An 11,418-nucleotide genomic window follows, 5' to 3' on the forward strand; every position below is an offset into this window, starting at 1 on the left:
TCCCTCCTGCCCCGTCCTTCCCTACCGCCTCGTCCTTCCCTACTGCCCCGTCCTCACGGAGCGGTCACCGTCACCGTGACCGCCCACTGCTCGATGCCCAGGCACGACGCCTGACCCGGGCGCTGGGCGCACAGGGGTCGGGTCGAGGTGAGCCGCGCCGTTCCGGGCGCGACAGCATCGAACGCGGCGAGGGCGTCGCCCGGCTGGACGACGATGCCGGCGTTGACGGCCTTGAGCGCGTCACCCGTGGCGGTGACGCGCGCCCAGGGCCGGTCCTTGGAACCGTCCAGTGCGATGCGGATCCGGCCGCCCGGTGTCAGGCACACGGTGCGGCCCGTGTCGGCCGCGGCGAGCTGCACTTCGGGCGCGCAGCCCGTCCCGGTCGCCCTGGGGGTCGGCGGGAGGGACGGCGACATCGACGGCGAGGCCGATGCCGGCCCCGAGGGCGACGCCGCGCCGCTGCCGGCCGAACCGCCGCCGCTCGGGCCCCCGCAGCCTGCGACGAGAAGCACCGCTGCCGCGAGGGTGGTCAGGTGGAGTGTCGTACGGCGCATCGGGCGGCCGCCTTCCTCTGCCTCGTCCTTCGTGCTGCCCTTGTGCTGGTGTGACGTTCCTCCAGCTCATCAGGATCCGCCCGTGACCGCGAGCGGGCCCCGGCTACGGACACGGCCGGGGCCCTTCGTGCGCGGGGTGCTCAGCCGGTCGTCAGGGCGGTGTCGTCCGCGACGAAGCCGGTCTGCAGCGAGGAGTCCTCCACGCCGTCGAACCTCAGGGTGACCGTGGACCCCGCGAACGAGGACAGGTCGCTTTGCCGCTCCATAGGCGGCACTCGGCGTGCCGATCGGCGGGCATCGGCGTGTTGACGAGAAGGCGGGTTCCGGGGGCGAGGCCCCCGGTCACCTCCGCAGGAAGAACCCTATGCCCACAGCTGTCCCCGCAGCGTCTTGATCGCCTCTTCCGTCGTCGCCGCCGTGTAGACGCCCGTCGACAGGTACTTCCAGCCGCCGTCGGCCACGATGAAGACGATGTCGGCGCTCTCGCCCGCCTTGACGGCCTTGTTGCCGACCCCGATGGCCGCGTGGAGGGCCGCGCCCGTGGAGACGCCCGCGAAGATGCCCTCCTGCTGGAGGAGTTCACGGGTGCGGGTCACGGCGTCCGCCGAGCCGACGGAGAAGCGCGTGGTCAGGACCGAGGCGTCGTACAGCTCCGGCACGAAGCCCTCGTCGAGGTTCCTGAGGCCGTACACCAGGTCGTCGTAGCGCGGTTCCGCCGCGACGATCCGCACGTCCGGCTTGTTCTCGCGCAGGTACCGGCCCACGCCCATCAGCGTGCCGGTGGTGCCGAGGCCGGCCACGAAGTGCGTGACGGAGGGAAGGTCGGCCAGGATCTCCGGTCCGGTCGTCGCGTAGTGCGCGCCCGCGTTGTCCGGGTTGCCGTACTGGTAGAGCATCACCCAGTCCGGATGATCGGCCGCCAGCTCCTTGGCGACTCGTACGGCCGTGTTGGAGCCGCCCGCGGCCGGGCTGGAGATGATCTCGGCACCCCACATGCCCAGGAGGTCGCGGCGCTCCTGCGAGGTGTTCTCCGGCATGACGCACACCATGCGGTAGCCCTTGAGCTTCGCCGCCATGGCCAGGGAGATGCCCGTGTTGCCCGAGGTGGGCTCCAGGATCGTGCAGCCCGGGGTCAGCCGGCCGTCCTTCTCCGCCTGCTCGATCATGAACAGGGCGGGGCGGTCCTTGACCGAGCCGGTCGGGTTGCGATCCTCCAGCTTGGCCCAGATACGGACGTCGGGGGACGGCGAGAGCCGCGGCAGGCGTACCAGGGGGGTGTTGCCCACAGCGGCCAGCGGGGAGTCGTAGCGCATCTGCGATCAGGCCATTCGCGGCCGACGCCCGACCGCCGTGCGGGCCGGACGCGGCTTCGCCGCGGCGGAACCGCCGGCCACGGCCGGCAGGATCGTCACGTTGTCGCCGTCGGCGAGCTTGGTGTTGATGCCGTCGAGGAAGCGGACGTCCTCGTCGTTCAGATAGACGTTCACGAAGCGGCGCAGCTCCCCACCGTCCACGATGCGGGCCTGAATGCCCATATGACGTGTCTCGAGGTCGGCGAGCAGCTCGGCGAGGGTCTCCCCATTGCCCTCGACGGCCTTCTGACCGTCGGTGTACTGGCGGAGGATGGTGGGGATGCGGACCTCGATGGCCATGGCTCAGGGCTCCTGTCGGGAGAAGTCTGGTGGGAGGTGCCCCCTGCTCGAGCGGAGCCGAGAGCTTGCGGGCGGGCGCACAGCGGCGCGGAGCGTCGTGACGGGACGGGGAGCGGGGCGCCGCGGCTCACGGCCGTACGGCGGCAGTGCGGCGTCAACAGATGGCGCTGTTCGACCTGCACAGATCGACGTGCAGCCGCGCCACGAGCAGCGTGCCCGGCGTCTTCTTGCTCACGTCGTGGAGAACCATGGGGTCATCGTATCGATTCCCCCCTCGGCGCCCGGAGTGCGATCTCGCATGGTGGATGAATTCTGACCGAATTACGGGATCAGTAGGTCTCCACCACCTTGACCTCCTCCTCCGTCACCTCGCCCTCCACGATCCGGAACGAGCGGAACTGGAACGGGCCGGCAGCGTCCGTGTCGGCCGTCGAGACCAGGACGTAGTGGGCGCCCGGCTCGTTGGCGTACGAGATGTCGGTGCGGGAGGGGTACGCCTCGGTCGCCGTGTGGGAGTGGTAGACGACCACCGGCTCCTCGTCACGTTCGTCCATCTCCCGGTACAGCTTGAGCAGATCACCGGAGTCGAATTCGTAGAACGTGGGCGAGCGGGCGGCGTTCAGCATCGGGATGAAACGCTCGGGGCGGCCGGAACCCACGGGGCCCGCGACCACGCCGCACGCCTCGTCGGGGTGGTCCTGGCGCGCATGGGCGACGATCCGGTCGTACAGGTCCTGGGTGATGGTCAGCATGACGGTCAGGATAAGCAGGACAACCAAGGGGGGGGCCGCGCGATGGGGGTCCCCAGGCATTCAGCTCTGGGGGAGCGTCAGGCAGGGCGGTGGTGGGTGACGGGTGGGCCGACCCGTACCGAAGGGTGGTACGAGGCGGCCCACATGGTGAGCTGCGAGGCTCAGCCGACCTTCTCCAGATGCGTCTCGCGGCGCTGGGCGACCTGCGGGTTGCGCGCCTTCAGCACGACCCAGCCGACGGCCAGGGCGGCCGTCCAGACGGCCATCACGTACAGGCAGATGCGGGAGTCGGCGTCGTACGCGATCAGGCCGGTGACGAAGAGCAGGAACGCGATGGCGATCCAGCTGCACACCGCGCCGCCCGGCGCCGGGAAGGAGGAGGCGGGCAGCCGGCCCGCCACGACCGCGCGGCGGTACAGGACGTGGCTGATCAGGATCATCAGCCAGGTCCAGATGCCGGCCGCGGTGGCCACCGAGGTGACATAGCCGAAGGCCTTCTCCGGGACGACGTAGTTCAGGACCACGCCGATGGCCATGAAGGCGACCGAGACCGTGATGCCGAGGGCCGGGGTCTTCGACGCCGACAGCCGGCTGAACACCTTCGGGGCCTCCTCGTTGTCCGCGAGCGTGCGCAGCATGCGGCCGGTGGAGTACATGCCCGAGTTGCAGGAGGACAGGGCCGCGGTGAGCACCACGAAGTTGACGATGCCGGCGCCGGCCGGGATGCCGATCTTCGCGAAGGCCTCGACGAACGGGCTCACGCCGGGCCCGAACTCGGTCCACTTCACCACGCAGAGGATGACGGTGAGAGCGCCGACGTAGAAGAGCGCGATGCGCCAGGGCAGGGTGTTGATCGCCTTGGGGAGGGTCTTCTCCGGGTTCTCCGACTCACCGGCCGTCACACCGACCAGTTCCACGGCGAGGTAGGCGAACATGACGCCCTGCAGGGTCATCAGCGAGGAGCCGATGCCTGTGGGGAAGAAGCCGTCGAACTGCCAGAGGTTGGTGACGGAGGCGGTGTCACCGGCGGAGCTGAAGCCGAACGTCAGCACGCCGAGACCGATCACGATCATGCCGATCAGCGCGGTGACCTTGATCATCGAGAACCAGAACTCGATCTCGCCGAACAGCTTCACCGAGATCAGGTTGGCCACGAACAGGACCACCAGGAAGACCAGTGCCGTCACCCACTGCGGGATGGCCGGGAACCAGTAGTGGACGTAGATCGCGGCGGCCGTCAGCTCGGCCATACCGGTCACCACCCACATCAGCCAGTACGTCCAGCCGGTGAAGTAGCCGAAGAACGGGCCGAGGAATTCCCGGGAGTACTCCGCGAAGGAGCCGGAGACCGGGCGGTACAGGAGCAGCTCGCCGAGCGCCCGCATGATGAAGAAGATGATCACGCCCGCGAGGGCGTACATGAAGATCAGACTGGGGCCGGCCTTGGCGATGTTCGCCCCGGCACCGAGGAAGAGGCCGACGCCGATGGCGCCGCCGATCGCAATCATCTGGACCTGACGGCTGCCGAGCCCGCGCTCGTACCCCTCTTCGGGGGCAACGCCGCCCACGGCCTCACTGCCGTCGTAGTTCGTACCGACCTGCGATGAGGTCATGTGTGATGCGCCTTTCTCCATGCCGATCCGAGCCAGTCCCATGGCTTCGGATCGGGTTCCGATCCCCCCGGATGTGATGGAGCAGTGCCTGGCCGACGGTCGTCGGCTCGGTGGCGCACCCGACCGGACATGGATGGCGTCCCGTCGGGCGGTCGTGAAGATGTATCACGGCCGCAACATTGATCGGCTGGGCGCCATGTGACGCACAACACCGGAAGAACCGGACGAAGGTGCACTCGAATGGACATACTTGGCCACAGCGGTGACAGGATCGTTATCCGGAATCGACCCCCCGCTGAGCGAACACCGGGTGTCCGCCGGGTGAACGCAGGGCCCTTCGCGTCAGGGCATAAGGGTCGTGACGAGCGTCTCCTGGAGGCCGCCGAGCCACAGGTAGGCCATCACCATGGGTTTGCGCGGGTCCTCGTCCGGCAGCCGGTAAAGATGGTCGGTGTCGTCCTCGTCGACGACCTCGAGCCGCGAGCCGATCGCCAGCCGCAGGTCGTTCAGGGCGCCGAGCCACTGCCCGGACTCCACCCGCGACAACTTCAGGACGCCCCCCTCCTCGCTCGTCGAGGTCAGCGCGTCCAGCGAGCGGATCACCGCGAGGGCGTTGTCGCGCTTGCGCGCGCGCAGGTCGTTCTCGGTGAAGCGGCGGAACTCGGCGGAGTACGCCTGTTGCTCCTCGGCCTCCTCGGGCGAGCTCGGCCCACTCCCGGGGCCGCCGTAGGCGTCCGGGAACAGACGGCGCAGTACCGGGTCGGAGGGCGGTTCACTGGGGCCCTCCGCGAACAACTCGGCCAACGGATCGTCGGGAGTGTTCTCGGCGGGGCCCGGCCCGATGAGCTCCAGCAGCTGCACGGCCAGCGACCGGATGATGGAGATCTCGACGCCGTCGAGCGCGACGGCGGCACCGCCGCCGGGGAGTGATTCGAAGTGTCCTGACATCAGGGAGGTCGTTACTTCCGGTCCTGCTGAAGGGTGGCCCACAAACCGTAGCCGTGCATGGCCTGCACGTCGCGTTCCATCTCCTCGCGGGTACCGCTGGAGACGACCGCCCGGCCCTTGTGGTGGACGTCGAGCATGAGCTTGGTGGCCTTGTCCTTGGAGTAGCCGAAGTACGTCTGGAAGACGTACGTCACATAGCTCATCAGGTTGACCGGGTCGTTATGGACGATCGTCACCCAGGGGACATCGGGTTCGGGGACGGCGAACTGTTCCTCCGCCGACTCGGTCTTCTCGATCTCTAGGGGTGCGGGAGCCGTCACACGGCCCATGCTGCCACCTCGACCGGGTGCCCGCACAAACAGACACCGCCGCCACCCCCATAAATCGTCACACTGACGAGATGGGAGTACGATCCGACGTCATGAACACAGCGGACCTTGGGCTGCCGGTGGACGTGCCCTCGACGGCGCTCTTCACCGACCACTACGAGCTGACGATGCTGCAGGCCGCCCTCAAGGCGGGCAGCGCCGAGCGGCGCTCCGTCTTCGAGGTCTTCACCCGGCGGCTGCCCGAGGGCCGCCGCTACGGCGTCGTGGCCGGCACCGGGCGCGTGCTGGACGCGGTCGAGAACTTCCGCTTCGACGCGGACGTCCTCGCCTTCCTGCGGGAGCGCCGCATCGTCGACGCGCAGACCCTGGCCTGGCTCGCCGAATACCGCTTCGACGGCGACATCTGGGGCTACCCGGAGGGAGAGGTGTACTTCCCCGGCTCGCCGATCATGCGGGTGGAGGGCTCCTTCGCCGAGTGCGTGCTGCTGGAGACCGTGATCCTGTCCGTCCTCAACCACGACTCGGCCGTCGCGGCCGCCGCCTCCCGCATGTCCTCCGCCGCGGACGGCCGGGGGCTGATCGAGATGGGCGCCCGGCGCACCCACGAGCTGGCCGCCGTGGCCGCCTCGCGGGCCGCGTACATCGGCGGCTTCACGACCACCTCCGACCTGGCCGCCGGCTTCCGGTACGGCATCCCGACGGTCGGGACCTCCGCCCACGCCTTCACACTGGTGCACGACAGCGAGCGGGACGCCTTCCGGGCCCAGGTCCAGTCGCTGGGGCGGGGCACCACGCTGCTCGTGGACACGTACGACGTCACCGAGGCCGTCCGGCTGGCCGTCGAGGTCGCCGGACCCGAGCTGGGAGCCGTGCGCATCGACTCCGGCGACCTGCTGCTGGTCGCGCACCGGGTGCGCCAGCAGCTCAACGAGCTGGGCGCGACCCACACGAAGATCGTCGTGACCTCGGACCTGGACGAGTACGCCATCGCCTCGCTGCGCGCGGCGCCCGTGGACGCGTACGGCGTCGGCACCCAGCTGGTGACGGGTTCCGGCCATCCGACCAGCTCGATGGTCTACAAGCTGGTCGCCCGCGCCGAGTCCCCGGACCCGCAGGCTCCGCTGGTGCCGGTCGCGAAGAAGTCGATCGGCGGCAAGACCTCCATCGGCGGCCGCAAGTGGGCCGCGCGACGGCTCGACGAGCATGGGGTTGCGGATGCCGAGGTGGTCGGCACCGGACCGGTGCCGGACGAGCTGGCGGACCGGCAGCTGCTGGTCCAGCTCGTCAAGGGGGGCCAGGTCGTCGCCCGCGAGCCGCTGGACGTCGTACGCGACCGGCACGCGGCCGCGCGCGCCGGTCTGCCGCTGTCGGCGACACAGCTGTCGCGCGGGGAGCCGGTCATCCCGACCGAGTACGTGTGACGCGACCGGTCGTGCGGAAGCGGTCGTGCGACCGGTTCGGTACGACCATGGGGTGAGAGCGGGGTGTGGCTTCGGCCGACCCCAGCGACGGGTGCATGAACGCGCGGCCGGCGGGAATGCAACGGCAGCGCACCCACGCACCCCGCCGACCGCCTGAATGCCCCCTCCCGCCCGGCTCCCGAAGTCTCTAGGCTCGGTAGTTCGTACGGACGGCCGGGCTCGCACCCTCCCCACCGAACAGCCGCCAAGCCGAAGGACACCGACCATGCGCCGCGCCTTGATCGTCGTAGACGTACAGAACGACTTCTGTGAAGGCGGCAGCCTCGCGGTGGCCGGTGGTGCCGATGTGGCCGCCGCAATCACCGAGCTGATCGGCCAGGCCCCTGCCGGCTATCGCCATGTCGTCGCCACCCGGGACCTCCACATCGCCCCGGGAGGGCACTTCGCCGACAACCCCGACTACGTCCACACCTGGCCCGCGCACTGCGTGGCGGGCACCGAGGGTGTGGGCTTCCACCCGAACTTCGCCCCGACGGTCGCCTCCGGCGCCATCGACGCCGTGTTCGACAAGGGGGCGTACACCGGCGCGTACAGCGGGTTCGAGGGCACCGACGAGAACGCGGTCCCGCTCGGCGACTGGCTGCGGGCGCGGGAGATCGACGAGGTGGACGTGGTGGGCATCGCCACGGACCACTGCGTGCGCGCCACCGCGCTGGACGCCGCGCGGCAGGGCTTCCGTACGCAGGTTCTGCTGGACCTCACCGCCGGAGTGTCCGCGGAGACCACGGAGCGGGCCCTGGAGGAGCTGCGTAAGGCCGGGGTGGAGCTGTCCGGCAAGCCGGTCGTGTCGTAGCCCGGCCGGGGACCGAACCGGCCCGGAAGCACCGGCCGCGGGCGGTCACGCCTGCGCCGTCGGCCTCCTCAGCAGCGCCCTGATCGGGTGCCACAGCTCCTGGGAGAGATCCTGGCCCGCGCTGTCGGGAGCGGTGCGCCATATCAGCCCGTCGGGATGGTGCAGGACCGCGGTGATCTCGTCAGGGGTCGGTGGGGCCACGTTGCCGCGCAGGTAGACGGCGCGCAGGCCCAGGTTGCGCAGCCGTGTCAGCGCCCGGGCGCGGTTGTGGGCGAGGACGAGCACGCGGACGAAGCCGCTGCCGGAACCCGGGCTGGGCAGATTCAGCGCCACCACCACACTGCCGTTCGGCAGCTTGCAGAAACCTCCTGCGGCCATTCAGTCACATCCCCGTTTCGGTCGGTGTCAATAAGTGAGCCACAGGACGCACCTAAACACGATCGGCGGCGGCCCGCCAGGGGTCGCCGCCGATACGCTTCTGACCTGCAAAGATGCGGACTACTTCACCGCGGGCCCAACCTCGAGCTCGATCGTGGAGCCATCCTTGGCCACCTTTTCAATCTTGATCTTGGTGTTGGTGTCAGTGATCTTGACACCGGCGGCCGGGTTCGATGCGTCGTAGTAGGTGTTGGTGTGGTCGTCGAAAACCGACACCCCCTTCTGCGACCTGATCCGTACCGGCACGTCCGCCTTGTGCAGCGTGATCGCGTCGGTGGGCTCCAGGGTGAACGGCGAGTCGTAGGCCTGGAACCGGTTGCGCAGCAGTGTGCCGTCGGTCCACTTCAGCGGCGTCGGGTGCGAGTCGACCGGCAGGATCAGACCGGTGCCGGGGTGATCGGCGGTGTTGTTGTCCGGCTGCGAGGTGTCCCACTTCCAGATCAACAGGCCGTTCTGGTACGGGATGTGCTCGACCCAGTCCGGACGGGTCGTCGAGAAGCCGAAGTTGTACGGGCCGACCTTCAGGGTCTTGTCGTACGACACGTACTGGCGGTTCTCGGCGATGTAGTACTGCTTGTAGTCCTTGGTGAAGGACGCGCCGATCCGGGAGAAGCCGTGCGCCGTCCAGGCCGCGTCCGCGCTCTCGGCGTTGTCGGAGAAGAGCGCCGAGCCGTCCGCGGTCACCGTGACCTCGTCGGCCGCGAAGCCCTTGAGCGCCACACCGCCGTCGGTCTGGTAGCGGAAGCGCAGGTCGATCTTCTTGCCCGCGTTGGTGTCCAGCGGGTACGACAGCTTCTTGTACGAGTCGACCGTGCCGGTGAGGGCCGGCTTGCCGCTGCTGTCGCGCGGGATCGGCTGACCGTCCACCGTGCCGTCGAGCGCGGTCCAGTTGGCGCCGCCGTCCGTCGACACCTCGGTGTAGAGGTAGTCGTAGTCGGTCTCGATGTCGTACCAGCCGTCCAGGGTCAGCGTCGCCGAGGACTTGCCGGTGAGGTCGACCGAGCGGGTCAGGGTGTTGCGCAGGTCGTCACCGCTGCCGCTCCACCACTGGGTCGCGCCCTGGGCCGGGGTGACCACCTCGGTGGTGACGGCCTTTTCGGGCAGCGAGACGACCAGCGCCTGCTTGTGCTTGGTGTTGTACTCGGCCAGGCCCAGCTTGTGCCAGGAGTTCACACCGGCCTTGGCGATGTCGTAGTTGAGCCAGCCCAGCTGGAGCTTGTCCCAGGCGTTCATGTCCCAGGGCAGGTTGCCGATGGCCTCCTTGCCCGTGCCCAGCCAGGAACCGGACGACATCAGCGTCCAGAATCCGGTGGAGTTCTCACCGCCGTTGGTGTCGTACTCGTCCGGCAGGCCGAGGTCGTGCCCGTACTCGTGGGCAAAGACACCGAGTCCGCCGTTCTCCGGCTGGATGGTGTAGTCGCCGACCCAGATGCCGGTGTCGCCGATCTGGGTGCCGCCGAGCTTGTTGCCGTCGGGGCCGGTGGCACCGGCGTCGGTGCCGAAGACGTACCAGCGGTGGGCCCAGATCGCGTCCGTGCCCTGGGCGCCGCCGCCCGCGGACTCGTCCTCACCGGCGTGGACGATCTGGAAGTGGTCGATGTAGCCGTCGGGCTCGTTGAAGTCGCCGTCGCCGTCGTGGTCGTAGCGGTCCCACTGGTCGAACTGGGCGAGTTCCACGCGGATCTCGGCCGCGGTGTCACCGGCCGCCTCGCGCTCGGCCACCCAGGCGTCGACACCGTCCTGCACCGCATACCAGGCAGCACTGTCGCCGGCCTTGTTGGATCCGTAACGGGCCTCGTTGTAGGGGACCTTGACCCAGTCGGTCACTTCACCGTCGACCGAGTAGCGGCCCGAGGACTGCTTCTCGTAGTACTTCTTCAGCGACTCGGTGTTCGTGCCGGTGCCGAAGTACAGGTCCTGGTAGTGCTTCTGGTTGTAGTCCGCCCGCCAGTCCGTGCTGTTGTCCTTCGTGCGGTCGGGCTCGGCTATCCGGTTGTGCAGCGGGCCCGGGGTGCCGCCGTAGCGGCTGTCGACCTGGTCGCCGAACTCGACCAGGATCGTGAAGATCTTGTCGGTCTTCTCGCGGCCGAGCTCGACGTACTTGCTGTCGCCCTTCTTGCTCTCGAGCTGGACGACGTTCGAACCACCGCGGTTCGTGACCTTGGCCTTGCCGGACATGACCTGGTTGAGCGCTTCTTGGCGCTGAGCGTCCTGGGTCTTGCTCAGCGGACCGTCGAAGTCGTGCTCCTTCTGCTTCACCGGCTGCGGGTCCTGCCGGTTCACGGCGGCGGGATTCGCCGGCGTGTTCGCCTCCGCCACCGCGAAGGTCGCGAACGTGGCGGAGGCGGCCGCGAGTGTCACACCTGTCGCGGCCGCTCTGAACATCCAGGAACTACTGGTCACTTGAAGTCCTCCCCGACGCGTCCGATCGCGCGGATGACGAATCCCGACCGTGACGGGTCCGCGCGTGGTGTACGCGTGTGTCAAGTGACGGCATTTGACCGGAGTTTTAGGAGAAAAGACAGACCTTGACTTGACCAGGCCAAGTGCATTAGGAGAAACCGACGTTCGGTATACGAACGGCATAATCGCCTGTCAACAGGCGCATGCATCTGTCCAGTTGGCGGACTGAATGACTCCGTGCGCCCCCCGTGCATCAGCACCGTGGGTTAGGTCACGCTTACCAGCCGTTCCGCCAGGGCATGGAGGCGAATAGAGTCGGCAGGCGGAGCGTCGCAAAGACGGCGGATCGCCCTGTCGACACCGTTGTCACCCCCGACACGTCAAGTGCCACACATTCCACAAGTCGTCCGCATCCTCCCCCATCGCTAGTGCTGTGGCCGGAAAACTCGCGGCGT

13 protein-coding genes are annotated in these 11,418 nt (G+C 68.6%); 2 read left to right on the forward strand and 11 right to left on the reverse strand.

Going from position 1 to position 11,418, the window contains the following annotated elements; all coding sequences use genetic code 11:
- Positions 1-53: 53 nt before the first annotated feature.
- The 9 genes from VXC91_RS23565 to clpS all read right to left on the reverse strand — a co-directional run bounded on the left by VXC91_RS23565 (position 54) and on the right by clpS (position 5,848).
- Complete coding sequence (locus tag VXC91_RS23565; protein ID WP_329509315.1) at positions 54-554, reverse strand: hypothetical protein; 501 nt, start codon at positions 552-554, stop codon at positions 54-56.
- A gap of 140 nt (positions 555-694) precedes the next feature.
- On the reverse strand, positions 695-820 hold the full coding sequence (locus tag VXC91_RS23570) for a hypothetical protein (protein ID WP_329509326.1): 126 nt from the start codon (positions 818-820) through the stop codon (positions 695-697).
- A gap of 96 nt (positions 821-916) precedes the next feature.
- Entirely contained in the window at positions 917-1,867 is a 951-nt protein-coding gene (locus VXC91_RS23575; RefSeq protein ID WP_329509316.1) for a PLP-dependent cysteine synthase family protein, read from the reverse strand.
- 6 nt (positions 1,868-1,873) lie between these two features.
- A complete protein-coding gene (locus tag VXC91_RS23580; RefSeq protein ID WP_329509317.1) occupies positions 1,874-2,206 on the reverse strand; it encodes a MoaD/ThiS family protein in 333 nt (110 codons plus the stop codon).
- A gap of 154 nt (positions 2,207-2,360) precedes the next feature.
- Positions 2,361-2,456: a putative leader peptide gene (locus tag VXC91_RS23585; protein WP_319114358.1), complete on the reverse strand. Its 96-nt coding sequence runs from the start codon at positions 2,454-2,456 to the stop codon at positions 2,361-2,363.
- Positions 2,457-2,535: 79 nt separating this feature from the next.
- On the reverse strand, positions 2,536-2,958 hold the full coding sequence (locus tag VXC91_RS23590) for a M67 family metallopeptidase (protein WP_329509318.1): 423 nt from the start codon (positions 2,956-2,958) through the stop codon (positions 2,536-2,538).
- Between the two features lie 161 nt (positions 2,959-3,119).
- Entirely contained in the window at positions 3,120-4,571 is a 1,452-nt protein-coding gene (locus tag VXC91_RS23595) for an amino acid permease (protein ID WP_329509319.1), read from the reverse strand.
- Positions 4,572-4,913: 342 nt separating this feature from the next.
- Positions 4,914-5,519, reverse strand: coding sequence for a DUF2017 domain-containing protein (locus tag VXC91_RS23600; protein ID WP_329509320.1), 606 nt, complete (start codon positions 5,517-5,519; stop codon positions 4,914-4,916).
- A gap of 11 nt (positions 5,520-5,530) precedes the next feature.
- Positions 5,531-5,848, reverse strand: coding sequence for an ATP-dependent Clp protease adapter ClpS (clpS, locus tag VXC91_RS23605; RefSeq protein ID WP_059127851.1), 318 nt, complete (start codon positions 5,846-5,848; stop codon positions 5,531-5,533).
- A gap of 92 nt (positions 5,849-5,940) precedes the next feature.
- Here clpS and VXC91_RS23610 point away from each other — a divergent pair, with 92 nt between their 5' ends.
- The gene (locus VXC91_RS23610; RefSeq protein ID WP_329509321.1) at positions 5,941-7,269 is read left to right on the forward strand and encodes a nicotinate phosphoribosyltransferase; all 1,329 of its coding nucleotides are present in this window, start codon (positions 5,941-5,943) and stop codon (positions 7,267-7,269) included.
- Between the two features lie 265 nt (positions 7,270-7,534).
- Positions 7,535-8,122, forward strand: coding sequence for an isochorismatase family protein (locus tag VXC91_RS23615; RefSeq protein ID WP_329509322.1), 588 nt, complete (start codon positions 7,535-7,537; stop codon positions 8,120-8,122).
- 45 nt (positions 8,123-8,167) lie between these two features.
- Here the strand turns inward: VXC91_RS23615 and VXC91_RS23620 are convergent, their stop codons facing one another.
- On the reverse strand, positions 8,168-8,500 hold the full coding sequence (locus tag VXC91_RS23620) for a hypothetical protein (RefSeq protein ID WP_329509323.1): 333 nt from the start codon (positions 8,498-8,500) through the stop codon (positions 8,168-8,170).
- A gap of 120 nt (positions 8,501-8,620) precedes the next feature.
- On the reverse strand, positions 8,621-10,963 hold the full coding sequence (locus VXC91_RS23625; RefSeq protein WP_329509324.1) for an immune inhibitor A domain-containing protein: 2,343 nt from the start codon (positions 10,961-10,963) through the stop codon (positions 8,621-8,623).
- Positions 10,964-11,418 lie beyond the last annotated feature (455 nt).

It is taken from the genome of Streptomyces chiangmaiensis (genome assembly GCF_036281785.1).
Classification (GTDB): Bacteria; Actinomycetota; Actinomycetes; order Streptomycetales; family Streptomycetaceae; genus Streptomyces; species Streptomyces chiangmaiensis.

Coding starts and splice junctions, on each gene's coding strand:
- VXC91_RS23565 (WP_329509315.1), bottom strand. CDS start 554: ATGCGCCGTACGACACTCCACCTGACCACCCTCGCGGCAGCGGTGCTT.
- VXC91_RS23570 (WP_329509326.1), bottom strand. CDS start 820: ATGGAGCGGCAAAGCGACCTGTCCTCGTTCGCGGGGTCCACGGTCACC.
- VXC91_RS23575 (WP_329509316.1), bottom strand. CDS start 1,867: ATGCGCTACGACTCCCCGCTGGCCGCTGTGGGCAACACCCCCCTGGTA.
- VXC91_RS23580 (WP_329509317.1), bottom strand. CDS start 2,206: ATGGCCATCGAGGTCCGCATCCCCACCATCCTCCGCCAGTACACCGAC.
- VXC91_RS23585 (WP_319114358.1), bottom strand. CDS start 2,456: ATGGTTCTCCACGACGTGAGCAAGAAGACGCCGGGCACGCTGCTCGTG.
- VXC91_RS23590 (WP_329509318.1), bottom strand. CDS start 2,958: ATGCTGACCATCACCCAGGACCTGTACGACCGGATCGTCGCCCATGCG.
- VXC91_RS23595 (WP_329509319.1), bottom strand. CDS start 4,571: ATGACCTCATCGCAGGTCGGTACGAACTACGACGGCAGTGAGGCCGTG.
- VXC91_RS23600 (WP_329509320.1), bottom strand. CDS start 5,519: ATGTCAGGACACTTCGAATCACTCCCCGGCGGCGGTGCCGCCGTCGCG.
- clpS (WP_059127851.1), bottom strand. CDS start 5,848: ATGGGCCGTGTGACGGCTCCCGCACCCCTAGAGATCGAGAAGACCGAG.
- VXC91_RS23610 (WP_329509321.1), top strand. CDS start 5,941: ATGAACACAGCGGACCTTGGGCTGCCGGTGGACGTGCCCTCGACGGCG.
- VXC91_RS23615 (WP_329509322.1), top strand. CDS start 7,535: ATGCGCCGCGCCTTGATCGTCGTAGACGTACAGAACGACTTCTGTGAA.
- VXC91_RS23620 (WP_329509323.1), bottom strand. CDS start 8,500: ATGGCCGCAGGAGGTTTCTGCAAGCTGCCGAACGGCAGTGTGGTGGTG.